Below are 23618 nucleotides of genomic sequence, written 5' to 3'. Positions count from 1 at the left end.
AGCCGCCCCTCGAAGTGTAACAGGAATGGGAATTACTCGGTTTCTTCCTGTGCCGAGACGGTCACTTTAATTTCAGCGACCACCCCTGCGTTGAGGCGCACCGGAACCTTGAATTCGCCAAGACTCTTGATCGGTTCAGGCAGCTTGATCTTCTTGCGATCGATTTCAATGCCGGCATCCTGAAGTTTCTTCTCAAGATCGAGACTGGTCACAGAACCGAAAAGCTTACCTTCCTCCCCGGCACGCTGTTCAAATGCGCACTCAACAGCTTCGATACGCTGCTTGAGGGCTTCAGCGTCCTTGGACAGCTTCTGCAGTTTGCGCTCAAGCATGCGCTTCTGGTGTTCGAGTTCACGCACATTGCGCTTGTCCGCTTGAATGGCAAAGCCGCGGGGCACAAGAAAATTACGGGCATAGCCCGGCTTTACCTTGACAATGTCACCGATATTGCCGAGGCCGTCAACGGCTTCTCTGAGTATGACTTCCATGGGGTCCTCCATGTATCACGACGTTTTTTTTATTTTAGGCTTCCGAAAATCGATCCACAAATCAAACACTCCAACCCCGGTTACCACCAACGGGAGAGGGTTGAAAATGAAAATGAGAAAATAAATGAGGGATCGAATGATGGGCGAAACGGCCCGACGCTTTAAAAAATGATTCACCACGGCCATCCCCTGCACGAAATAAATGGGCAGAAGAAGAATCAGAAGATTCATGGCCACTGTGCGCAGCAGGGGCTGATCAATCAACATTGAGAACCCGGCTGCGATCACCCCCCAAATCAGGAACTCCGGCGATCGCCAGGCAGCGAACTCTGGCCCGGGAACACGGTAGCGCCCCCCGGAGAAGGAGTTCAGCAAAAGGACTGTCAGAAGCGACAGCCCTGCGACGATGACTGCTCCGAGCGCCGGGAAGATCCTGACAAAAATATCAGCCATATCTCCGAGTGTGCTCGCGAACTGGTCACGATCCTGGGCGGGAAACTGCCCCTGGTCGTAAAACTCCAGCGCCTGTGCAACGGCTAAATCCGCCTGCTGACGAATGACCTGGGCAGGCGACACCTCCTGGGTGACGGAAAATCCGACCAGTAATACCCCCGCAACAAGCATGACGGCACACACATTCAAAAGAACCGTGCGATCCCAGGCGATTCCCCTGCGCAGGAGCAGAGGAATGACGAAGGACAGAATTCCGAACTGCAGAAGATATCCCCCCGCCATTGTTGCGGGAAAAAAAACAGCCAGAATCACGCAGGCCCCCAGAACCGCCAATCCACCCGGCAGAGTGCCGAAACGCATATGTGTATATGCCGCGGGCATGGGAGTGAACAAATTTAAAAAGAGCGCCAGGGGGACGATGTTCTGCGCACCCCAGTACAACAGTGCGGTTACAACCGCCCCGCCGAGGGCAAATAAAATCCAGTCCCTCATCGGGTAAAATCCACAGCGGAGATAAATTCGCCCTTAATCCACCAGGGAATGGGACGAAGTGTAGGAAAGCAGGGCCATCTTGCGCGCACGCTTGATCGCTTCGGTCAAAAAGCGCTGATGGGGCGCACAGGTTCCAGTAATACGTCGGGGAACAATTTTGCCGCGCTCAGACACAAAACCACGCAGGGTATCGACTTCCTTGTAATCAATCTTAAGGTCTTTATCAGCGCAGAAACGACAAACTTTACGCCGTCCAAAACGTCTTCTCGGTGGTGCCATAATCTTTTATCCTCCAGTTCCTTAAATCAAAGATCGGGGTCAGGCCTCGGCGGCCTCGGCGGCTTCGCCTTCTTCAGATTTTTCCTTCTCGGGGGCAGACAGTTTCAACCCTTTTTCGTGCACCAGGGTATTGAAACGCAACACCTTGTCATCAAGACGCATCCGCCGCTCAAGCTCGGAAATCACCTGAGGATCAGCCTGGAAATAGAGGATCACGTATGTGCCTTTGTTCAGCTTCTGAATCGGATAGGCCAGCGTGCGCGAACCCCATTCATCCACCTTAACGATCTCACCACCACTCTCGGTGATCACTCCCTGGAACTTATCAGCCAGGGCCTTGAAATCGTCACCGACCACCTCGGGGTGAACGATGAACATGGTTTCGTAACTTCTCATCGGTTTACAATTCCTCCTCTCGGGTATTTCGCCCCGGCACCGGCCGGAGCAAGGAGTGGGCACATTGAGCCCCACGCTTCAGTGAACTTAGCCTTTTACCACAAAACTGCAGCTTCTTCAACCTTTTTTACCTGGTCGTTCTATTTATGATTAGACGTTGAACCGGAAGTGCATGACGTCTCCGTCTTTTACGACATATTCCTTCCCTTCAAGGCGCATCAGGCCTTTTTCCTTCGCTTTGTTCTCGCCTCCGACACGTACATAATCCTCATAGGAGATGACTTCAGCGCGGATAAAGCCCTTTTCAAAATCGGTGTGGATTACCCCGGCGGCTCCCGGGGCGCGGGTACCACGGGTGATGGTCCAGGCCCGGACTTCCTTGACCCCTGCAGTAAAGTAAGTAATCAGGCCAAGTAGATCATATCCGGCACGAATCATACGGTCGAGCCCCGATTCGGCCAATCCCAATTCCGCAAGAAATTCTTTTTTCTCATCGCCATCAAGTTCAGAGACTTCCGATTCGATACTGCCACAGATCACAACGACTTCTGCCTTTTCCTCTTCAGCCCGTCCTCGCAGACAAGCCACATAAGGGTGAGCCCCATCGAGATCGCTCTCGGAAACGTTGGCTACATATAGAACCGGTTTAGCGGTAATCAGGTGTAAATCGCGCAGAATAATCCACTGCTCATCATCAAGCTGAACACGACGTGCGGGCAGACCCTGATCAAGACACGCACGCACCTTCTGCAGGACATCGATCTCGGCCTGAAGTTTTTTATCCCCGCTGCGTGCCTGCTTTTCCCCACGCTGAATGCGACGTTCGACCGTTTCAAGATCAGACAGGTTAAGCTCCGTCTGAATCACATCGACGTCGCGTACAGGGTCCACAGAGCCATCCACATGCACTACGTTGTCATCATCGAAGCAGCGCACGATATGTGCGATGGCATCGACCTGGCGTATGTGGCCGAGAAACTGGTTCCCGAGCCCCTCTCCCTGGCTGGCACCCTTGACAAGCCCGGCAATGTCGACGAACTCCATCGTGGTCGGAATCACCTTCTGCGGCTTCACAATGCGCGCAAGTTCATCAAGACGCGAGTCGGGCACGGAAACGATTCCGACATTCGGCTCAATGGTGCAGAAAGGGTAGTTGGCCGACTCGGCGCCCGCCGAAGTCAATGCATTGAAAATGGTCGATTTGCCCACATTGGGCAGGCCGACGATACCACATTTAAAACCCATGAGTATTTAACCGCCATAAATAAAGATAGCCGGGGCTTGAACCCCGGCTATCGGATTTTGCAGAAAAGTGGAAGCGCCTCAGATAAGCAGAGGTGCGATCACCAGAGAAACAACACTCATCAACTTGATGAGAATGTTCATCGAGGGACCGGAGGTGTCTTTGAACGGGTCGCCGACAGTATCGCCGACAACAGCAGCCTTGTGAGCTTCCCCGCCCTTCTGCTCGCCTTCAAGATCCCCTTTTTCGATGTATTTCTTTGCGTTGTCCCAGGCCCCACCGGCGTTGGACATGAGCAGCGCAAGCAGAACGCCGGCAACGGTCGCACCTGCGAGCATACCGCCGAGGGCCTCTTTGCCGATGATAAACCCGACCAGTACCGGCATCACAACTGCGATAACACCGGGAAGAACCATCTCTCTAAGAGCAGCCTTGGCGGAAATATCGATGCACTTCTCGGGTTCAGGCTTGGCACCTTCCTTCCCTTCAAGAAGCCCAGGAATCTCGCGGAATTGCCGGCGGATCTCATCGACCATCTGGCCTGCGGCACGCCCGACGCTGGTCATGGTCAGTGCGCCGATGAAAAACGGCAGCGCACCGCCGATCAAGAGACCTATAACGACGCGGGGCTCAATCAGATTGATCGCCTCGAGACCAACTGTGGTTGCGTAGGCACTGAAAAGCGCCAAAGCGGTCAAGGCAGCAGAACCGATGGCAAATCCTTTGCCGATGGCAGCCGTGGTGTTGCCGATTGCATCCAGGCCGTCTGTGATTTTACGCACATCAGGACCAAGCCCGGCCATCTCGGAGATACCACCGGCGTTGTCTGCAATGGGGCCGTATGCATCGACGGTCATGGTCACGCCTACAGTCGCAAGCATCCCTACCGCCGCAATACCGATGCCGTAGAGACCGGCAACGCCATTGGCGATGGCGATCGCAATAACAATGATAAAAATAGGAGCGGCGGTGCTTTCAAGGCCAACCGCAAAACCATTGATAATGTTGGTGGCAGGCCCTGTTTTGCTGGCATTAGCAATGCGTACAACAGGACCGTGGGCAGTATAATATTCAGTGATCTGTCCGATAGCTACACCGGCAAGAGTGCCGACCAGAATAGCAAGAAAGACGCCGAATTTGAGACTTGAGAAAATCACCACAAAGAAGGAAAACAGCAAAAAGAGACCTGCTGCAACGAAAGTGGTGAGATGAAGCGCCTTGGCAGGGTCTCGGTCACTGAATTTCTTCATCGACCAGATGCCGACGAAGGAAAAAATAAGTCCCAGCGTGGCGAGGCCAAGAGGCATGAACATGGCACTGGCGCGAACAACCTCAGGGTCGCCGCCGCCGAGAGTAGCAAGAAGCTGAGGGGAAGCGGCAGCAGCAATGGCGATCGTCGCAATGATCGAACCGACATAGGATTCAAAAATGTCGGCACCCATACCTGCGGTGTCGCCAACGCAGTCACCGACGTTGTCTGCAATAACGCCGGGGTTACGAGGATCGTCCTCAGGGATTCCGGCCTCAACCTTGCCGACCAGGTCGGCCCCGACATCAGCGGCCTTGGTGTAGATGCCGCCACCGACACGGGCAAACAGAGCGATGGAAGATGCCCCCATGGCAAAACCATTGATGTAGCTGGCTGTTTCAGGGGAACCACCAAAATAAATGTAGGCAAAGCCGACGCCAACCAGACCAAGAGAAGCCACCGACAGTCCCATGACAGCGCCGCCATCGAAGGAGATCTGAAGCGCCTTGGCCTGACCGGACTCACGTGCAGCTTCAGTGGTTCGTACATTAGCCCGGGTAGCGGCCTTCATGCCGATGAAACCGCAGGTCATGGAGCAAATCGCACCGCCCAGAAAGCTGAAGGCAGTCTGATAACCCATGCTGATCAGAATGAGAAAAAATACAATGGCGATGAAGATCCCCAGCACGCGATATTCACGGCGCAGGAACGCCATGGCACCGGCATGGATCATATCTGAAATTTCGCGCATCTTGTCATTGCCAACCGGCTGGGCCTTGACAAACGTATACAGCACAATGGCGACAGCGAAACCGATCACACCCACAATCGGAACGAACATCTGCATTTCCATGTGACCTTACCCTCTCTTTGCTTTAATGGATTAAACGGAAACTTCCTTGCAATGATAAAGGTTCATCGCTTTTTGCTCACCGTCAGCGAGGATGACTTCCACTGCTCCAGCGGCATTTTCGAGAACCTGACCAAGTAACGATTCCTCTTCCTTTGTAAAAGGCCGCAGTACATAATCAGCAGCATCCAGACCGGGGTGAGGTCGTCCGACCCCGATCCGAATGCGGGTATAATCTTTGGTACCAAGGACTTCGCTGATATGTCGCACACCGCGCTGCCCGCCATGCCCCCCACCCCTTTTGATGCGGATGGTTCCGAAGGGCAGATCAATATCGTCATGCAACACGAGCAAATCCCCCGGTGTTATTCCGAGGGATTTAACAGCGGAGCCAATACTGGCTCCGCTCAGATTCATAAATGTATGAGGTTGAAGAAGAGTGACCTCAACGCCGGCAAACCTTCCAATACCATAGACCCCCTGATGACCTTTTTTCTTCAGAGGAATTGATGCCCGCCGGGCAATCTCATCGAGCGCCATGAAACCGACGTTGTGCCGCGTACGAGCATATTTGTCACCAGGGTTGCCCAAACCGGCAATCAGCTTCACGGCCAGAATCCTATTCTTCCGTAATAACTTCCTGTTCCTGCTCCTCTTCGCCCTCTTCCTCTTCAGGCTTGCGACCAGTACAGGTGACCACGGTGAAGTTAACCTCGTGCGGCACCTCAACACCTTCAGGCAGCTCGAGGTCATCGATATGCACTACGTCGCCAATATTAAGCGCGCTTACATCGACGTCAATTGAAGCCGGAATCTGGCTCGGCAGACAGTAGACCTCGAGCTCATGACGAATAACTTGGAGCGAACCGCCCTCTTTTTCTCCCTGGGATTTGCCGACCGTATGCACCGGGACCATCGTGTAAATCTTGCGTTTTACGTCCAGCGCGTGAAAGTCGGCATGCTGAGGAAACCCCTTAATAGGATCCACAACGAGATCCTTGAGGATAACCACTTTATCCGCAAAAGGGCCATCTCCCTTCAAGGTGATCAGAGTATTCCAACCCCCTTCCGTGGAGATTGCTTTTTCCAGATCCTTAGGATCAACCGATACGGCACAAGCGTCCATCCCTTTGCCATAGACGACCCCGGGGATCTTTCCCTCACGACGTGCAGAGCGTGCCGCACCCTTGCCAGTTGCTTCACGTGCATGGACCAACAATTCAGACTGTGCCATTTGTTTATTCCTCCAAAGCAGTTGACTGCGTATTTTCAGGTAAAAGAGAATTCAACCCAGCGAGTATCAGTCGAACAAAGAACTGACGGACTCATCATCGTGGATGCGGCGAATAGCTTCAGCCAGCAAACGCCCAATGGAGAGTACGCGCAGCTTGGAACACTGGGAGGCTTTTTCTCCCAAGGGGATGGAATTGGTGACCACAACTTCCTCCAGGTTGCTCTCACTGATACGATCAAGAGCGGGCCCCGACAGGACCGGATGAGTGGCGCAGGCGTAGACCTGCTTGGCTCCCTTCTGTTTAAGGGCACTGGCAGCCTGGCAGAGCGTTCCGGCAGTGTCGATCATATCATCCACGATCATGCAGATTTCACCTTCCACATCACCGATGACGTGCATGACCTCGGAAACATTAGGACTGCTGCGCCGCTTGTCGATAATCGCCAAACCGGCGTCGAGCCGTTTCGCAAACGCTCTCGCCCGCTCGGTGCCACCGGCATCAGGGCTGACAACCACAAGGCGCTGGTCGGAAAAACGTGCCTTAAGATCATCAAGGATAACCGGGGCGGCGTACAGATTATCCACAGGGATATTGAAAAACCCCTGTATCTGGCCGGCATGCAGATCCATAGTCAGCACACGCGACGCGCCTGCGGCATGAATAAGATCGGCAACAAGCTTACTGGTGATCGGTGTGCGCGGCGCCACCTTGCGATCCTGACGCGCATAGCCGAAATAAGGGATAACTGCCGTGATACGCGATGCCGAAGCTCTCTTGAGAGCATCGGTCATGATCAACAACTCCATAATGTTATTATTGGAAGGTGCGGAGGTGGGCTGAATCACATAAACATCACGGCCCCGGACATTTTCGCCGATTTCAACCATGATTTCGCCATCGCTGAAAGTTCGCACGTTGGCATTGGCCAGCGGGACTGACAGATGGCCGCAGATCTCTCGCGCCAGCGGTACATTCGCATTGCCGGTAAAAACCTTGATCTTATCCAAAAACCGATCCTTTCCTGCTGTAACGAAAGACCATTATTTCGCCCCACAACCACTCGAGGCGCCCCTGCCCCAGGAGTGAAAAAAAGCTCAAAAATCAAAAGCCCCCACCAGAAGGACCAAACTTCGCCCTCCGTTGCGGAGCCCTTGATCGTTGGTTAAATGGCTGGGGCGCCAGGATTCGAACCTGGGTATGTCGGAATCAAAATCCGATGCCTTACCGCTTGGCGACGCCCCAATAAAAAACACAACAAAACCAAATTATTGAAAACCTGCAAACAGGCAGTCGGTCACCACAGGGGACAGCAGCCCAGGAGGCGAGTCACACATAAACCGTCGGGGACCGTAAGGGCTGCACAAGAAATACCGACCATCCGGACACCGATCGAAGTCTCTCGTAAGCGGCAGTCGCCCGATCTTTTTCAGAGAAAACCCCGAATACAGTCGGTCCGCTTCCCGACATCAGGGCACCAAGCGCACCCTGCTCAAGAAGAGCTCGCTTTATCCGATCCACTTCTGGATATCGCGCGACCGTCACCCGCTCCAAATCATTATGCAGAAGCCGCAGAAGATCGTCAGTCAAGCCGGAAAACTCCGGAAGTTTAGCGACATCACCTGGGGATGTCAACCCCAAATTTCCGTACACCCACGCTGTAGATACGGCAAATCCCGGGTTGACCAGAACGTACCAAACTGCCGGCATCTTATCGACAGGATCGAGACGCTCTCCGACTCCCCTGGCCCAGGAAGAAGTCCCCTGCACAAAAAAAGGCACATCCGCCCCGAGCTTCAGCGCTTCACACATCAGAGATTCAGTCGAAAGCGGCGACCCCAACATGCCGTTCAGGCCCGTAAGGACCGTCGCAGCATCCGAAGACCCGCCACCGAGACCGGCTGCAACAGGAATCTTCTTGTCCACACGGACCCTGACCCCACCACCACAGCCCACCCGAGCAAAAACGGCGCGAGCGGCACGCAGAGCAATATTCTGCTCACCCTCCGCAAGCTGCACCTCTGGGCACTCTACCTCAAAAACAGGTTCATCCAAAAGACGCAGCGTCACCCGGTCGGTCAGAGAAACAGGCTGCATCAACATCAACAGCTCGTGATAACCATTTGAGCGGCGCCCCAGAACATGCAGGCATAAATTAATCTTTGCCGGCGCCAGAAAAACTCTCTCCACTGCACAACCTCCTGAAATGCTGTCCGCTTTCTAAACCAGGTCAACCGAATGGGTCAAGGCAATAAGACTGCCCTCCTGCAGATTTTTCTTCGCCAAACCAGAATCTCGTTCTACCTCTTTCCGGGCGCCACACCCCGAAAGGCCACTTTTCGCCACGGTCGGCGAATTTCAGCCTGCAATCAGGCACGGTCTTTCCCAGAAAAAATCAAGCAACTATGGTAGAATAAGCTATTATAAAGATATTTGACTGAAGCATTTCATCGCCCACCCCTTGGCGCAGAGATTGCTTAACCAGGGAGCGCTACAGGCAAAATGGCGTTCTAATTTCGACCCTAAAAGGAGGACTTCATGATTCACAGAACTAAATTGTTGGCGACACTTTCTGCAACACTGTTTGTCTTTGCCTTGATTTTTTCAGGCAGCATTGCGGAGGCGGCAAAAACTCGTCTGGCCTTTTCCGGTGGACCGGACGGCGGCACTTTCCAGTATTTCTCCAACGCCATCTCTTCCCGTCTTTCCCGTACCCAGGCTGATCTCGAAGTATCCAATATGGCATCGGCCGGTTCTGTTGAGAACCTGCGGCGCGTAAATTCCGGGGATGCAGATTTCGGCGTCGTTTATGCCGGAGATCTTTATCTCGGCAAAAACGGCAAATTGACCAACGACCCCCGCGAATACGGCAATGTCTACTCCGCGGCATATCTGTATGGTGCCCCTGCACATCTTCTGACCCTCAAGGATAGCGGCATCACCAGCGTTAAAGAGTTGGAAGGCAAGCGCGTTGCTGTCGGGCCTGCCGGCTCAGGCGCAGCAGCTTCTGCCCAACGCTTTTTCACCGCCGTCGGATTATGGGACAATTTCACTCCCGAATTTATCGGCTACAGCCAAGGTGCCTCGGCATTGGCAGACGGCTTGATTGACGCCATGTGGGTGTTTGCCGGATTCCCCAACTCATCGGTCATCCAGGCAGCGGCCAGCAATCCGATTCTGATTGTAAAGAATCCACGCCCACAGGACGTGGCTTTGTAGTTCGCCCCCCATAGGGGGGCTGGCCCTGCCCCCAAGGGGGCGGGCTGGAGTTGTGCCGCGGTCCTGTCCTCAATCTCCCAACTGAAGTTGCTCCATTTGCCGCTCTTGCTTGTCCTGATAGCGGACATACTTGCGTATCATGTCCGCATCCATGCCGACGGTATCAACGCAATAGCCCTTGGCCCAAAAGTGGTTGCCCCAATAGGGTTTCTTCCGCAAATGCCGAAACTGCTGAAACAGTTTCATCGACGTCTGCCCTTTTAACCGCCCCAGAAAGTTCGAGATCGACACCTTGGGCGGGATCATCACAACCAGATGGACATGATCGGGCTGAACATTCAACTCCACGACTTCACAACCGGAATAGCCACATATCGCATGAATACCTGATTCAACGGCCTCTTTCACTTTTCCCTGCAAAATCCGAAACCGGTACTTTGGGACCCAAACGATGTGATACTGGCAGTGCCATATCGAGTGTGATAACTTACGAAATCGGCTGCTCACTGTTTTCTCCTTTCTTTTCGATGTTGCGGCACAACTCGAAAGAAAGAATAACAGTGAGCGGCTTTCAGCCATACCCATTCGGGACCGGCGTAGCCAGTCCACATCACCACACCCACAGGGTGTGGGTTTCTACTTCAAACTCAACATTGTCGGCATCAAGGACGAAGAGTTTCCCCACTGGAAGACGGTCCTCAAAACCGGTTGGTTCTATGCCCTGCCGCTGGTGATCATCACGGTGCTGATGTTGATGGGCCGTTCTCCCGGGTATGCCGCGTTCTGGGCGACGATCTCGTGCATCGCCGTGAGCTGGCTACACAAGGAGACCCGGATGGGCACCCGTGAAATCTGGGAAGCCATCCAGACCGGGGCACGCAACACTCTGATTATCGGTGCGACGGTTGGTGTCATCGGAGTCATCGTCGGCGTTATTTCTCTGACCGGGATGGGATTAAAATTCTCCGATCTCATCATTGCCCTGGCCGGCAACAGCCTGCTGCTTGCCATTATCCTGATCGCCCTGGCATCGCTGGTGCTCGGCATGGGGGTACCGGTCACCGCTTCGTACTTGATCGTTGCAGTCCTTGCCGTCCCGGCCTTGGGCGAATTCGGTGTCGCAGCCATCGTTGCGCATCAGATCGTCTACTGGCTCAGCCAGGATTCAAATATCACCCCACCGGTCTGCGTTGCGGCCTATGCCGGGGCCGCAGTTGCAGGCTCTGACCCCTGGAAAACAGGCTGGACGGCATTCAAATTTGCCAAGATGCTCTACGTTATGCCCCTGCTCTTTGCATTTACTCCATCGATTCTGTTTCAAGGCAAGATTGTCGAGAGCAAAATGCCCGAGATCGATGCGCCGTTTGCCACAGTCATGCAGGTCAGTGTGGCCGAGGGAGACGATTTCTCCAAAGGGGATCTGCTTGCGCAAATCCGTGTAGGAGATCAGGTCAAGGAGATAAAGGCAAAGAAAGACGCCACGGTCGTGCAGGTCTATTCCGGTCCTGGAGCCATGGTCAGTTTTGGCGACACTATCGTGCGCAGTGAAATCTCACCGACTCCGATTCGCATATTTTCTTCCTTCTTCTCAGCTGTACTTGGGACTATCGCCTTTTCAAGCCTGATGATGGGATACTGGATCCGCAGGACTTCGGTGATAGAATGGGCTTTGCTGGCACCGGCCACACTGCTTCTCTACTGGCCGACCTTTATGACTGATGGGATTGGTGTTGTGATCGTCGCACTGGTCTGGTTCATGCAAAAAACAAAGAACAAGCGCGAACTCCAGGCGACCTCCAACTGACCCGGCACCAAAAGAGAGTAATCAGGATGAAAAAAATAAGCAGGATTCTTTACGCGACAGATTTTTCCGAAAGCTCCGCACCGGCGGCCGAGTACGCCTTGACCCTCGCTCAACTGGCAGGTGCAGACATCCATGTCCTCCATGTCATTGGCGAGCTTGAGGACAAGCGGCGGGGCCGCATCCCGCCGGAGGCCTTCGAATTGTTTGAGAAGGAAATCGAAGTCCACGTCGTCAAGGAGATGGACCAGTTCTGCCGACAACATCTAAGAGATGAGGTTCGCTATACGACTGAAACGACGATCGGCAAGCCCTTCCAGGTTATTCTGGCCACAGCCCGCAGCCAAAATGCCGACCTTATCGTCATGGGAACTCATGGCCGCACGGGCATCGAGCATGTCCTGATGGGCAGCACCGCGGAACGTGTGGTGAGAAGGTCCCCCATCCCGGTATTGACAGTCCCCTGTCATGACGGAAAGTAGCCCCGTGCAGATGTTGCTGTCGATCCAATCAATCTTCGCCAGGAGAAACAGATATGAGCATCGCCTTTTCGCACCCCCTTCTGAGAATTGCGGTGCTGGTGGGAATCATATTCGCCGGCACCACGGTATCGGCTGTTCAGTGGGGACCGCAACGACTCACTTTTGTTGGGGGCCCTGCGGGGGGAACATTTGAGCAGGTCGCTAAAAAGGCCGTGGCACATATCAATGACCACCAAACCGAGGCGACTCTCAATTATTCCCTGACAGGCGGATCGGTCGAAAATCTGCGCCGCATCAACAAGGGTCAGGCGGACATGGGCATCGTCTATGCCGCAGACCTCTTCCTGGGGCGTGAAGGTCGTCTTCCGTTCGACGAGCGAACTTACGACAATGTGTACACCCTGGCATCCTTTTATCTTGCACCAGCCCAACTTATCGTAAAACCTGACAGCCAAATTGAAGGTATCAATGATCTTATCGGCAAGCGCGTTGCTGTTGGCAGCATCGGCTCGGGCACGGCCGCAACGGCGCAGAGGTTTCTTACCGCCCTGGACATTTGGGACCAGATAAAACCCGAGTTCATCGGATACCAGGATGCCATTTCCGCCCTTGGTCATGGCTATGTCGACGCCATGTGGGTCCTGGCCGGCATTCCCAACTCCGCTGTCACCCAAGCTGCGGAGAGCTATCCTATCCGAATACTGGACCTCTCTGAGGCGGCAGAAAAAAGTGGCTTCTTCAAAAACTACCCGTTCTACTCCCTGTTTACTGTCCCGGCAGGCACCTACCCAGGGGTGGAAAGCACAATTGCCACCTTCGCTGACCAGGCACTCTGGGTTGCTGGAAAATCAGTTGATCCTGAATTGGTAAAGGGAATCATGAAAGCGCTGGAAGAGGGCGGAACGGACGCTGAGCACCCGCTTAAATTCGAAAACCCGCCACCGCCCTCAATAGCCCCGATGCACGATGGCGCAGAGGCTTTCTGGAGATCGTTGAACTCTCCTTAAACGAACCGGAATCACACTGCGAACGAAAAAAGGCGTCCTTTTCAGGGCGCCTTTTTTCGTTGCCGCGCAATAGATGCGCTCAAATCATGCCAAGCTTACTTTACGTGGCACTCGTTGCACTTGGTGGGGCCGCTCATCTCTTTGTGGCAGTCCTTACAGGTGCTGTGGCCGTAGTCTTTGTCGACTTCAATGGGGCCGACACCACCTTCATGGCAGGCAGTACATTTGCCAGCAGCTTTTTGATGAGCTTTGTGGTCAAAAGTAACGTTGCCATTCTTAGCTTCATAGGTGTAAGAATCAGCACCGAAAGCAAGGGCGGCAGCCCCCAGGAATGCAGCAGCGGCAATCACAGCAGTCAAACGTTTCATGTTTTTCCTCCTTCATAGATACGCGTTTTTTTCTAACGAACACGACGTTCGGGTTTCTGTTGTATACTATAAAGAGGAATTACACACTAAAACAGTGGACATCGAGCCGTTCGCCGCCCGATGTCGATCGACATTCAAGTATTTTCAGTATTTTAGGTTTTTGAATGTCGGGTTGCAACAGGCCGAAAAATTTTAAATTCCAGAGTCAGATCATGCCGCCAATCTATTGTTACAGCTCAATATTGATTGAGGTGACATCCCTTGGAGTAAAGAGTACCTCATCTGCGCACGGGCATTTTCAAATTGCTCGGCGAGCAAGAGGCTTTGTTTCGGTGACCCGTAAATTTTCCATAACCGCTGGCATGTGACCGGCAATGAATGCAATCCGACGAAGCCTGCCCTGGGATTCGCTTCATGGTCTTGTTGTTTCTGTTTGTTATCAAACATATATGCCTCTTTTTGAAAATGATTATCACGATATCTCAGCAAGGGCATGGGTGGCAATAGTCTTGAAAACCATTTTCAAAGAAAGTGTTTTTACGGTCATTTTATTTGAACTGGGAATTTTTTTGAACATTTTAAACAAATCTTTATCTGACCGTCGCGAGAAATCTAAGGGCAAACTTGCCAAAACCTACATTCCAGTTACTCTTAATCTTGTGCCCTAAATCATAGGGGATATGCCTTTCTCTCCTTTTCGAAGTTGGGATTTTTTGACGCCTCATGAAAAAATCTATTTTTATCTTCCTGATTTTTGCGATTGCTGCCGGCGGCGGCTACTTTGCCTGGAATTTTGGTAAAAGAAGCCAGGAAACCATTTTGCCCGCTGAGGAGATACCCCCCGTCAGCCCTGACCCTGGAAGCAAGTCCTCCGATATTCGCTATCCAGTACCAGTGCCATCGCCCGCTGACCCTCCGCCGGGAAAACCGACACCTGTTGCGGTCGTCGAACCTGAGGCATCTCAACCCGAGGAAGATCCCTCCCCACCCGGACCGGATGAGCTTCACATCTCAGTACCCGACCTCAATAATAGCGATGGGGCCCTGCGCAGCATTCTGGCTCGGTTTTTCCCACGACAGAAGCTGGACGAACTTTTCCGTTTGGATAATTTCGTCAAACGCATCGTTGTCACGGTGGACATGCTGCCACACAAAAAGGTTCCACCACGGCTTCTACCCTATCAGCCCGCCTCTGGATCCCTTGCAGTGGAAGGCCAGGGGGAGATCCGCTACATAACGGCTCAAAACAGCTGGCGTTACCGTTCTTTTGTCAAACTGGTTGATGCTGTCGATACGCAGAAAGCTGTTGACTGGTATGTTCACTTCTATCCCCTTTTTCAGGAGGCTTACCAGAATCTTGGCTATCCAGATCGCTATTTCAACGATCGTCTTGTCGATGTCATCGACCACCTGATTCAAGCACCGGAGGTTGATGAACCCATACCCGTTAAACAACATGTCGTTCAATATCGTTTTGCCGATCCCGAGCTTGAAGCCCTTTCTGCGGGGCAGAAACTTATGATTCGCATCGGCAAGGAAAATTCCCGGCTGATCAAGGCCAAACTGCGCGCTTTTCGCACTCAGTTGACATCCTTGAATGAATCCGGAAATGCTTCAACACCATAAATGGAAGGAGATTATCCCATGGATTTGGGTACGTATTTTGATGAGAAGGAAGGAACCGGGATTCTTTCAACAGCGGACGCGGAGGGCCGTGTCGATTCAGCGGTCTATGCCCGCCCTCGCATCATCGATGAAGACACCGTTGCCTTCATCATGCGGGAGCGGTTGACTTATCACAATATCGGACGCAATCCCTACGCGTCCTATCTTTTTATCGAGAAAGGGAAAGGTTACAAAGGGGCGCGGCTTTTCCTGGAAAAAATTCGAGAAGATCAGGATCCGGAACTGATGGCCGATATGTCACGCCGCTGTTTATCTGAAGAGGAAGATCGCGAAAAAGGACCCAAACACATTGTCTACTTCAAAGTTGAAAAAGTCCTCCCCCTGATCGGGGATCAATGGTAGCTGGAACATACGACGAGCGGGGAGAAAGCCCCCGCTCGTCGTATGACAGAAAATCTGGTCATTTCCTTGTTCAGGACGAAGGTTTCTGACCAACACCTGCCTCTTCCTTGCACAGCGCCACAGCTTCCTTCAGCCAGTCAATTTCGTCAGGCACGAAAATTTTCACATGCTCGGTCCCCAGGTTGAGAACCCAATGGAGGGGATGAGTCGAATTTTCAGCAATCACATGCCCAGGCACCTGGATGTAGGTTGCCTCGGATTTCGCCCATTCGTTCAAACGATCGAGGGTACTGAAAAGCACAAGAAAATCGTTGCCGTCAGCCTCCATGACCAACGGTGTGCCCTGCCGATTTTCTCCAGACTCTTCAACTTTTTCATCGGTATTTTCGGGCGTGATATATGTCGGGATGTAAAATTCGGAATTGAGAAACAGATCGTAAAATCGAGATTGCTTTTCTGGATTTCTCGTATCCTGCCGCAGAACTTCAAGAGCGTCGTCAAGTTCAGTCATCAGCACAGCCTTTCATTTCTTCAGGTCACGAGGCCGGAGAAGGGAAAACCTTCTCCGGCTTCTATACAGGGGCGGACACCAGAACCTTAACAGCATCCGTTCTTTGACCCAACCTGAAAATGCCAGACATTGAACTCCTGGCGCTCAATATTTCAAATTATTCTCGAACATAAGTATCGATATCGGTCTCATGCACCATCCCCATGGTGTGGGCATATTCCGATTCAATGACGGCATAGTGATTGCGGGCATCCTTGGCGACCTCTTCAAATACAGCTTTAACCTGGGGGTCAACCATATTTTTAGCGGCAAGACGAAAAGTCTTTTCGAGATCTTCGTGCTCCTTCATGGCCAACTCACGGGCTTTGCGTTCATGAATATTTTTGTCGAGTGCCTTGCGCAGGAAAACGATCATGGCGGAATCCGGCCGTGTGGGTGCATCGATCAGGCTTTCAAAGGTATCGAGATCATCCCACCGATAGTGATCATAAAATTTCTTTGCATTTTCGCGCACTTCATCAGCCAGGCGCAGCAAAACCTTTTTTCCGCCGGGATGATCCGTCATCGATGCGGCCTCTTTATAAAAGTCCATCAGATTTTTTTTGGCGTGAATGGCGGTTTTGAGAGCTTCCTTCATCTTGTATTCCTGCGGCATAAAAACCTCCTCAAGTTAAATAGAATTTAACTTTGGCGCCAGCCTGAACACACAAATGACAGACCCAGCGCCTTATTAACTAATACCATCAGCGCGCAAAGATTCCAGTGCCTGGCTCTGTTTTTTTAAGGATTTCAGCATTCTGCCGGATTGTCAGAGAAGAAAAGAATTGATTGGCCGACCAAAACGGAGCACGCTAACTACCCGAACAAAGGAGAAAATATATATTCAATATTCGGGAGACAACGTGTCCGCCATGGTCGGAGAAAGGGTTTTTGGTCTCAATATGTTTTGCGAAAAACTGTCTTATGACATTTGGGGCAGGGTGGAATACGCGATGCATGCTTGAGGTGCATCTGAGCTCCGCATTCTTTGCAGGTCAGGGTCCCCGCACTGGTCGGCTCTCCGGTTTTATGCTCGAGATTCTGCTCGGTTTTTTCGGCCAGCCCACCTATGGCATCAGCGGTACTGGTCAGAATGCGCGCAATAAAATCCTGGATTCCAGCGGACAACCGCTGCGGATCAACAGCATTCTTCACCGCCTCAACAGCCTTACCGGCATTTTCAATGATGTCGCGACGCACAAACTCACCGACTCTGTCCACCTGCTCTTTTGAAAAATCTCCGGCTCGAGTCATCTCGTCCTTGGCTTTTTTTAATGCCTCGTCCAAGGTTTTACGGCCATCTTCGAGAATTTCGGATGTCCTGGCGGTCAGCTTTTCGTACAATCCAACCTCGCACTCCTGAGCCTCCGTCGCAGATTCCGTCTGCGCTGCAGAATCCGTTGACTCAGAAGCCACTTCGGCTTCCACGACCGGCTCGGCCGCGACTTCGATGGTTTCCGGCTTTTCCTGCGACGCCTCTTTCGGCTCTTTTTTTCGGCGTGGCATGCGACTCTTCTTCGACTCCGTCATCGTATCCTCCATCCCTTCTGTAAAAAACATGCCCATCAGGGCAAAACCCCGTTTCCGTTGAAGTATACGCTTAAACGGGCCCCTTTCACAAGCCAAAGAGACTTTGACGCAGTTGAATTTCACCCAAAAAGGCCAAAACCTGCCCCCTACTGGTAACCCTGATCCTCTCCGGGAGCAGTCTTGACCAAGGCGACAACCAGCACGGCAAAGGGTCCGATAAACAACCCGAGTATTGCCCAGGGCACAACACGACGGTTCTTTCCTTTAGCCAGAACCCCAGCGGCCACTGCAAAAACAGCCCAGAACAGAATAAGCTCCATCTACGAATCCTTTTTTGTTTGAAGGGGGTGCACGACCACACCACGATTTACTTTTCGCCCGCCAGGGTATCGCGCAAAACGCGATCAAGGTCGGCAATTTTAACCGGTTTAGTCACATAGGCATGCATGCCGGCACTAAAACTGTCTCAGGCCGGGGCATCGTCCACCACCGCCCACACGGGACAATGGTCGGAAGGTTTCGTCATCGACCGGATTTCATAATCAATGCCGGCCTCACGGCAGCGCGCCATCAGCTTTGGTGACAACAGGATGTGGTCGATGCGCAGTCCACGCCGCGGCTCCCGCTCGAAACCGCGGCTGCGGTAGTCGAACCAGCTGAAACGGTCATTGACCTGCGGGCAAAGTTCCCGGTAACTGTCCTTGAGCCCAAGCGCTATCAGGTCAGCGAACCACTCGCGCTCCTCCGGCAGAAAACAGGTTTTGCCGGTACGCAGCCACCGCCTGGCATTCTCCTCGCCGATACCGATATCCTCATCGACCGGCGCCACGTTGAAGTCACCCATCACCACAAAGTGGTTCTCTTTATCGGAGCGTGCGGCGAGATAGGCCCGCAGGTCGGCATAAAACTTCCGCTTTCCCGGAAATTTGACCGGATGGTCGCGATTTTCCCCCTGGGGGAAGTAGCCGTTGATCACCTCGATCTTTTCCCCGGACGGGATTTCAAAGGTTGCACTGATCAGCCTTTTCTGCGCCTCATCACTATCGTCAGGAAAGCCGCAGCGCACCTCGGTCGGAGGACTGAGGGACAAAAGCGCCACCCCGTAATGGGTCTTCTGCCCGTGATAGGCCGCCTGGTAGCCCAGCTTCTCCACGGCCGCCAGCGGGAAATCAGCGTCGGCCACCTTGGTTTCCTGAATCCCGATCACATCGGGGCGGTGTTTCTCCACCACCGCCTCAAGCTGATGCAGCCGCGAGCGCAGGCCGTTGACATTGAACGAAACAAACTTCATGGCACCTCGTTACTGTGTCAGGTGTTCAAAAAGTGGTTGATGTTTTGAGGATAAAAAATGCAGGCGCCAAGGGCCAGAAAAATCGACTTTGGCTCAAAGAAAGGGGATGAACGGAGCCTTGTTCTGCACTTCAGCCAGGGTGGCGTCCGGCGGACCAGTCGCTGCGATTATCGAGATTGGTCCATGGGGGATCTAACCTTGAGCGTAAGGATTTGCGGGAATTGCCTGTAAAAGAGAACGCCGCTTCGCCTGTTCGACATGAGGAGAAATTCCCAAAGGGCGCCCCAGCTTGAGAGCAAGTAGATCCAGGAGGTCGCGCCCCGACTCCCCGGCTCTGCTCTGCGCCAGCGCATGCAGCCGAGGCACGCTCAGCGGCGCTCCGTAGAGCATCCGCCCCTCCGGCGGCAATGCAGAGCGTTGTTGAGACCACCAGGCACGAGCGCCTTCAGAGTCAGGCATTACTCCCTGTCCGTCGTCCTGGCCTATCATCTGCAATCGCGGCTTTTGCGGCAGAGGTTTACCTCTGACCCACATCCAGGCACGCGCGGCGGCGTTCATGGTCGCAGCCTGTGACAGTGCCTCGAGCAGGGTCTCAATCGCCTCAACGCTGCCGTGCAGAGCCAGCAGGCGCGCTCCCTGCGCAGGGTTCTCCTCCAACAGACGCCGCAGAACCGGCAGCATCTGCGCATCCGCGCTCAAGGCCGCAAGACGCAGCAGCCCAAAGCGAATCTCGGCATCATCCTCACGTTCCACCGCCCGGCGCAACACCTCGGCGCTCCCCGTCTCGCCGCGCACCAGGGCGCCCCACAGGGCCAGCGCGGTCAATCGCCCGGAACAACACGGCGCGACAGCGCTTTGCAGATGAGCATAGTAAGGCCGAAACAGACCGACGCCGATCTCCGGGCGACTTACGGCATAGGCCAGGGCCGCCTCCTGCAGCGCCTCGTCGCACCCCTGCAATTCGGCCCGGTTGAGAAGTGCCCTGGGAACAGCCCGCCCCTGTTCACGCCAAAGGGTAAAGAGCTGCGGGCGCAGCTTTGGGTGCTCGTGATAGAGATCGAGCATTTTGGTTGTTGCATCGGCCTCGGGAAAGAGCACTAGGGCGGCAAAGGCTCCCTCCCCCGACTCACCTCCCTCAATCATCATCTCGCGGGCCTGCGCATAACCTTTGCATCGCACCTCAGCCTGCGGCGAACTCAAGTGACGCGCCAGCATGACGAAGACCTGCTCCGGTTTCCGGCCCTGCGGCGCACTCCAATCGCAGCGCGCAAGCACATGCAGATGCATGCGCAGCAGATATTCATTGCGCGCCACGATATCGGCGTCCACTTCCGCGGAGATAATCAACGCACGGCGCTGCCGAAACAATGCCACCGCCGAATCCCAGTGGGTTTGAGCCCAGGGGACAAATCCCTCTTTGCAACCGTTCAGCATGGGGTCATCACTCCCACGACAAGGGACACTTTTCGCCCTCCCTGGCCGTTTGATTGGCGCCATCCCTGGCGCCAAACACCCTTGTCATGGGAGTGACGACCCCGCCAGGGAAATAGAGCCCCGCCTTTTTGAATTTCTGCTTTTTGTGCCATTTAAAGATCCTGGTCTTTGCGAACGCGAAGAAAAGAAGGGAATTTAGGGATTCCCGAAGGATAGAATCCATAATGCTTGAAGGTGACCACCGCACCGATCGGCGGCGGGTTTTCACGCTGTGCATCACTGAATCCGCTCCCGATCCTGAACTGAATTCCGTTGTCCAATTCCACCCGCAGAGATCCGAGTCGTCCACGGTTTCGGCCGCTGCCGGGGATGTGCGCAACCACAGCTGCCTCAGCGTCCTGAAAACTTTTGACCTTGAGTATCCCGGCGCTGCGTCCCACACGATAAAAGGCGTCAGGCCGGCGAACCATCAACCCTTCGCCGCCGAGACCTTCCACCCGGCGCAGCTCCTCCTGTAAATGATCGCGGTTTTGCACGATCTTTTGGGAAAGAACAAACGCATAATCAGACGGATGAGCTGCAAACCATTTTTCAGCTCTGGCAATGCGCTGGAAAAAATCAGTTCCCGCTTCAGGCACATCAAAAACTGCAAATTTCAACTGCAGCCAGCCCTCGTCATCCCGGCTTCGCTGCACCACGGCCGCCGTCTCACCGAAGGTGCCGCGCCCACCCCAGATCTCTCCATCAAGCGGGAAATCCGGCAGTCCGCGAATAAATTCCTCCGGCGGATGAAAGAGATGACCGTTTTTCGACCAGAGGCGACGGCCGTCCCATCTCCCGCGCACGCCATCGAGCTTCTCGCTCATCAGCCAGCCCGTCACATCGACCTGCTCCGTATAAGTGCGCGGCAGCATCTGTCCCCCTGCAGAGGACGCAAAAGAGGGAGCCGCCTCCAGAAAAAACAGCAGCAGGCCGATCATCAGGAATGGATATGCCGATTTTTGTCTAATCATTTCATATCGCCGCTGTAAAAAAGCGCAAACCGTCAGTTTTCCCTTTTTGGCTCGAGCTAAAAAGACACCAGCAGCACGGCGCCACGCTGCGGACAATCACCGGTTTCACAGACCATGACGTGCTTGACTGATGAGTGCGAGAACTCAAAGCGGGCGCTGCCCAGCACCAGGGCCAGAGGCAGAGCGGCCGCGCCCAAATCACCGAAGCTGCGACAGGGCAGGAGTTCTTCAAAATTTCGCGGCGCGGCTTCCCGACGCGGGAACAAACGCTCCACCGTGTGATGCCATTCAAGCGCGCCGCTCAAACTGCCGTCATGGGGTGCGATCACGCAATCCATAGCCGCGGGCGAAAGACTGCGCGCCTCCAGAGAGGATGTCACGGCTGCTGAAAGGCCGCTCATGCGCTTGGCGTCGGCTTCCCCGGCATTAGGCTCAACGGCGCAGCCGATACCGGCAAGATGCGCCAGGGCAGTGGCCGCCGATTCAGGTTGCAGCAGCACGTAGGCCGCCCCCTCCCCCGGGACCCGCCCCTCACTGTTGTGCGTGGTGGCGATGCGTCCGTCGCGAGCCAGCAGGGTACAAGTCACCAGATCGACCAAAGAATCGACACCGCCGAACAGCAGTGCCCGCCGCTTTCCCTCTCGCAGCTCAGCGCACGCCGCCTGCAGGTGCACAACCGCCCCTTCTTCACAAGACGCAAAGCGAAACGCCGCGCGGTCAAGCCCGGGACGCAATTCGCTCAGATCCCGACGCAGTTGATTGAGAGCGTGAGGCGGAAGTCCCCGCGGCGTCCTTGTATCGGGCACCAGGGTTAGAATCAGCAGCTCGTCCCAGGTAAAATCATCGGCCAGGGCAGCTAGTGCCTGCTCCAGAGCCGTTTGAGCCAGCATCGCCATGCGCAGAGGAGGATCTTTGAGTTCTTGCAATTGCGCCACGGGCGCGGTCAAAACGGCTGCGCCCTCTTCGGCGCCTGGAATCGGCAATGAAAAACGCTCATCGGCTGCGGCCGCCGAGATATGCGTGGCGACCGCGCCCAGCAGGGCAGAAGGCACATCGCCGGACGGGCAGCACACACCCTGGCCGCTGATGACCAGAGCCACCTCACCAGCCGCGTTTTTCTTCGGAGAAGTCCCGCTATCCTCGAGCCTCATCATGTCTTGGCCTGCTTGTGTATCTTTGGTTGTTCTTCCTGCGGCCGGGACTCACGCACCACCACCCAACCGTTTTCGGGATTTTTAACATCCCAGGGCAGCGCGGCACGAAACACCAGGTGCATCTCCTGCCGGTCGGCCTCAATGACCAGGGTGTCGCAGCATACCTCAAGGTTCTGCATCACTGCGTTCCGGTTCAGCAGGACGGCGGGGCGTAGTTTCGGCACATGCAGCGTGACACCCTGGGGCGCTTCGGCCACAAGGCCGCGCAGCCTGATGCACTCATCACCTTGAACGGGTTGTGAAAAGCGCTGGTCCAGAGGGGCGGCGTTGAATAAATCCGCCGCAACCTCCTTACCCCAGGGGCAGCCGCCGTGCTGGGCCGCATCTTCGTCGATGACGGAAAAAGCTCTGACGCGCGGCTCCCAGAGCGGCGCCAGGGGGCCGAACCCGGCCGGCGCGGGACGCGCCGCGGGGCTGGTGATGAAAAGCGGTCCGATTTCGATCTGCGGCAGATCCACGCCCTTGAGGCGTCGTCCTTTGTCGCTGAAGCCGCGTCCCACGGGATTAGCAGGAAAGATCTTTTCGGGGTCGGCCGGGTCGCTTCCGCCGTAAGCGTTTTCGTAGATGAGCGGCACCGCCTCAAGGGGTTCGGGATCGCCGGGCACGGTCATCAGCAGCCGGGTTGCCCAGCTGCGACGGCCGAAAACGCGCAGGGTTTTCGACCAGGGGGCATCATCGCCTCGTCGCAGGCTGATTTCGACTTCGCCCACCGTGCGCCCGGCTCCCGGCGGCTGTGCCGTCCCGTACAGCAGCAGTTCGGCGCCCTGTTTGAAGGGAACGGTTTCGCAGGCCCCGGCCAGACTTGAGGTCCCTGGTCCGCCGCGATAGCGATCAGCTTCCTCGATGTCAGGCTGTGGGAGGGGGGAGAGATGCCCATGGCAATCAAAACAGAATCCCGCCTTGATGACGAGGGTAAACTGTCGCTCCCCTGCCCGGCCCCAACCGGGATAGAGCCCGGCGGACCAGACGCTGCGGTTGTCGAGTTGATACATGAGCCGT

The 23618-nt window shown here is 54.5% G+C and carries 29 protein-coding genes and 1 tRNA gene; 7 read left to right on the top strand and 23 right to left on the bottom strand.

Annotated elements, in window-relative coordinates:
* Positions 1–32: 32 nt before the first annotated feature.
* The 11 genes from rplI to ispE all read right to left on the bottom strand — a co-directional run bounded on the left by rplI (position 33) and on the right by ispE (position 8872).
* The gene (rplI, locus tag GSUB_RS05620) at positions 33–488 is read right to left on the bottom strand and encodes a 50S ribosomal protein L9 (protein ID WP_040199659.1); all 456 of its coding nucleotides are present in this window, start codon (positions 486–488) and stop codon (positions 33–35) included.
* A 15-nt stretch (positions 489–503) separates the two neighbouring features.
* The gene (locus tag GSUB_RS05615) at positions 504–1433 is read right to left on the bottom strand and encodes a DUF2232 domain-containing protein (protein ID WP_040199657.1); all 930 of its coding nucleotides are present in this window, start codon (positions 1431–1433) and stop codon (positions 504–506) included.
* 33 nt (positions 1434–1466) lie between these two features.
* Positions 1467–1712 (bottom strand): 30S ribosomal protein S18, encoded by a 246-nt coding sequence (gene rpsR / locus GSUB_RS05610; RefSeq protein ID WP_040199655.1) that lies wholly within the window; start codon positions 1710–1712, stop codon positions 1467–1469.
* 39 nt (positions 1713–1751) lie between these two features.
* Positions 1752–2108, bottom strand: a complete 357-nt coding sequence (gene rpsF, locus GSUB_RS05605; protein WP_040199654.1) for a 30S ribosomal protein S6 — start codon at positions 2106–2108, stop codon at positions 1752–1754.
* Positions 2109–2258: 150 nt separating this feature from the next.
* Positions 2259–3353 carry a redox-regulated ATPase YchF gene (ychF, locus tag GSUB_RS05600; RefSeq protein ID WP_040199653.1) on the bottom strand — a complete coding sequence of 365 codons (1095 nt, stop codon included), beginning with the start codon at positions 3351–3353 and terminating at the stop codon, positions 2259–2261.
* Positions 3354–3431: 78 nt separating this feature from the next.
* Positions 3432–5453 carry a sodium-translocating pyrophosphatase gene (locus GSUB_RS05595; RefSeq protein WP_040199652.1) on the bottom strand — a complete coding sequence of 674 codons (2022 nt, stop codon included), beginning with the start codon at positions 5451–5453 and terminating at the stop codon, positions 3432–3434.
* Positions 5454–5483: 30 nt separating this feature from the next.
* Entirely contained in the window at positions 5484–6059 is a 576-nt protein-coding gene (gene pth / locus GSUB_RS05590) for an aminoacyl-tRNA hydrolase (protein WP_052464600.1), read from the bottom strand.
* Positions 6060–6069: 10 nt separating this feature from the next.
* A complete protein-coding gene (locus GSUB_RS05585) occupies positions 6070–6684 on the bottom strand; it encodes a 50S ribosomal protein L25/general stress protein Ctc (protein ID WP_040199651.1) in 615 nt (204 codons plus the stop codon).
* 66 nt (positions 6685–6750) lie between these two features.
* On the bottom strand, positions 6751–7692 hold the full coding sequence (locus tag GSUB_RS05580) for a ribose-phosphate pyrophosphokinase (RefSeq protein WP_040199649.1): 942 nt from the start codon (positions 7690–7692) through the stop codon (positions 6751–6753).
* A gap of 160 nt (positions 7693–7852) precedes the next feature.
* A tRNA-Gln gene (locus tag GSUB_RS05575) sits at positions 7853–7927 on the bottom strand.
* Positions 7928–8011: 84 nt separating this feature from the next.
* The gene (gene ispE, locus GSUB_RS05570) at positions 8012–8872 is read right to left on the bottom strand and encodes a 4-(cytidine 5'-diphospho)-2-C-methyl-D-erythritol kinase (protein WP_040199646.1); all 861 of its coding nucleotides are present in this window, start codon (positions 8870–8872) and stop codon (positions 8012–8014) included.
* 348 nt (positions 8873–9220) lie between these two features.
* Here ispE and GSUB_RS05565 point away from each other — a divergent pair, with 348 nt between their 5' ends.
* Positions 9221–9901 (top strand): TAXI family TRAP transporter solute-binding subunit, encoded by a 681-nt coding sequence (locus GSUB_RS05565; RefSeq protein WP_084211776.1) that lies wholly within the window; start codon positions 9221–9223, stop codon positions 9899–9901.
* 69 nt (positions 9902–9970) lie between these two features.
* Here GSUB_RS05565 and tnpA read toward each other — a convergent pair whose 3' ends face one another.
* A complete protein-coding gene (gene tnpA / locus GSUB_RS05560) occupies positions 9971–10408 on the bottom strand; it encodes an IS200/IS605 family transposase (protein WP_040198735.1) in 438 nt (145 codons plus the stop codon).
* A 121-nt stretch (positions 10409–10529) separates the two neighbouring features.
* Here tnpA and GSUB_RS19000 point away from each other — a divergent pair, with 121 nt between their 5' ends.
* From GSUB_RS19000 to GSUB_RS05545, 3 genes are read left to right on the top strand one after another with little or no spacing between them, the layout of a single operon-like run.
* Complete coding sequence (locus GSUB_RS19000; protein ID WP_052464598.1) at positions 10530–11705, top strand: TRAP transporter large permease subunit; 1176 nt, start codon at positions 10530–10532, stop codon at positions 11703–11705.
* Between the two features lie 26 nt (positions 11706–11731).
* On the top strand, positions 11732–12184 hold the full coding sequence (locus GSUB_RS05550) for a universal stress protein (protein ID WP_040199645.1): 453 nt from the start codon (positions 11732–11734) through the stop codon (positions 12182–12184).
* Positions 12185–12237: 53 nt separating this feature from the next.
* A complete protein-coding gene (locus tag GSUB_RS05545) occupies positions 12238–13191 on the top strand; it encodes a TAXI family TRAP transporter solute-binding subunit (protein ID WP_052464596.1) in 954 nt (317 codons plus the stop codon).
* A 95-nt stretch (positions 13192–13286) separates the two neighbouring features.
* Here GSUB_RS05545 and GSUB_RS05540 read toward each other — a convergent pair whose 3' ends face one another.
* A complete protein-coding gene (locus GSUB_RS05540; protein WP_040199638.1) occupies positions 13287–13559 on the bottom strand; it encodes a cytochrome c3 family protein in 273 nt (90 codons plus the stop codon).
* Between the two features lie 210 nt (positions 13560–13769).
* On the bottom strand, positions 13770–14006 hold the full coding sequence (locus tag GSUB_RS05530; RefSeq protein WP_040199634.1) for a DUF3793 family protein: 237 nt from the start codon (positions 14004–14006) through the stop codon (positions 13770–13772).
* Between GSUB_RS05530 and GSUB_RS19730 the strand changes: the two genes are divergently transcribed.
* The 3 genes from GSUB_RS19730 to GSUB_RS05515 are packed head-to-tail and all read left to right on the top strand — an operon-like array spanning position 13934 to position 15587.
* Positions 13934–14227, top strand: coding sequence for a hypothetical protein (locus GSUB_RS19730; RefSeq protein WP_235269961.1), 294 nt, complete (start codon positions 13934–13936; stop codon positions 14225–14227). The two genes, GSUB_RS05530 and GSUB_RS19730, sit on opposite strands and share 73 nt — an antisense overlap.
* Positions 14228–14282: 55 nt before the next feature.
* A complete protein-coding gene (locus GSUB_RS17915; RefSeq protein WP_052464595.1) occupies positions 14283–15185 on the top strand; it encodes a DUF3014 domain-containing protein in 903 nt (300 codons plus the stop codon).
* Positions 15186–15203: 18 nt separating this feature from the next.
* A complete protein-coding gene (locus GSUB_RS05515; protein WP_040199631.1) occupies positions 15204–15587 on the top strand; it encodes a pyridoxamine 5'-phosphate oxidase family protein in 384 nt (127 codons plus the stop codon).
* Positions 15588–15657: 70 nt separating this feature from the next.
* On the opposite strand, the gene GSUB_RS05510 is transcribed toward GSUB_RS05515, so the two are convergent.
* From GSUB_RS05510 to GSUB_RS05475, 9 genes are all read right to left on the bottom strand, one after another.
* A complete protein-coding gene (locus GSUB_RS05510) occupies positions 15658–16098 on the bottom strand; it encodes an SseB family protein (protein ID WP_040199630.1) in 441 nt (146 codons plus the stop codon).
* A gap of 157 nt (positions 16099–16255) precedes the next feature.
* The gene (locus tag GSUB_RS05505; RefSeq protein WP_040199628.1) at positions 16256–16753 is read right to left on the bottom strand and encodes a ferritin family protein; all 498 of its coding nucleotides are present in this window, start codon (positions 16751–16753) and stop codon (positions 16256–16258) included.
* 281 nt (positions 16754–17034) lie between these two features.
* Positions 17035–17643, bottom strand: a complete 609-nt coding sequence (locus GSUB_RS05500; protein WP_158414046.1) for a zinc ribbon-containing protein — start codon at positions 17641–17643, stop codon at positions 17035–17037.
* Positions 17644–17813: 170 nt separating this feature from the next.
* Positions 17814–17987, bottom strand: a complete 174-nt coding sequence (locus GSUB_RS19370; RefSeq protein WP_158414045.1) for a hypothetical protein — start codon at positions 17985–17987, stop codon at positions 17814–17816.
* A 146-nt stretch (positions 17988–18133) separates the two neighbouring features.
* Positions 18134–18958 (bottom strand): exodeoxyribonuclease III, encoded by an 825-nt coding sequence (xthA, locus tag GSUB_RS05495; protein ID WP_040199624.1) that lies wholly within the window; start codon positions 18956–18958, stop codon positions 18134–18136.
* A 192-nt stretch (positions 18959–19150) separates the two neighbouring features.
* On the bottom strand, positions 19151–20392 hold the full coding sequence (locus GSUB_RS05490; RefSeq protein WP_040199623.1) for a hypothetical protein: 1242 nt from the start codon (positions 20390–20392) through the stop codon (positions 19151–19153).
* A 152-nt stretch (positions 20393–20544) separates the two neighbouring features.
* Positions 20545–21405, bottom strand: coding sequence for a DNA ligase (locus GSUB_RS05485; RefSeq protein WP_084211774.1), 861 nt, complete (start codon positions 21403–21405; stop codon positions 20545–20547).
* A gap of 56 nt (positions 21406–21461) precedes the next feature.
* Positions 21462–22559: a beta-ketoacyl synthase N-terminal-like domain-containing protein gene (locus tag GSUB_RS05480; protein WP_040199621.1), complete on the bottom strand. Its 1098-nt coding sequence runs from the start codon at positions 22557–22559 to the stop codon at positions 21462–21464.
* A complete protein-coding gene (locus GSUB_RS05475; protein ID WP_040199619.1) occupies positions 22556–23611 on the bottom strand; it encodes a DUF2169 family type VI secretion system accessory protein in 1056 nt (351 codons plus the stop codon). Before GSUB_RS05475 ends, GSUB_RS05480 begins: the two co-directional genes overlap by 4 nt.
* Positions 23612–23618 lie beyond the last annotated feature (7 nt).

This window comes from Geoalkalibacter subterraneus (genome assembly GCF_000827125.1).
Lineage (GTDB): Bacteria > Desulfobacterota > Desulfuromonadia > Desulfuromonadales > Geoalkalibacteraceae > Geoalkalibacter_A > Geoalkalibacter_A subterraneus.
The sequence above is the reverse complement of the archived record's forward strand: the minus strand, read 5'-3'. Positions and strand labels throughout refer to the sequence as shown.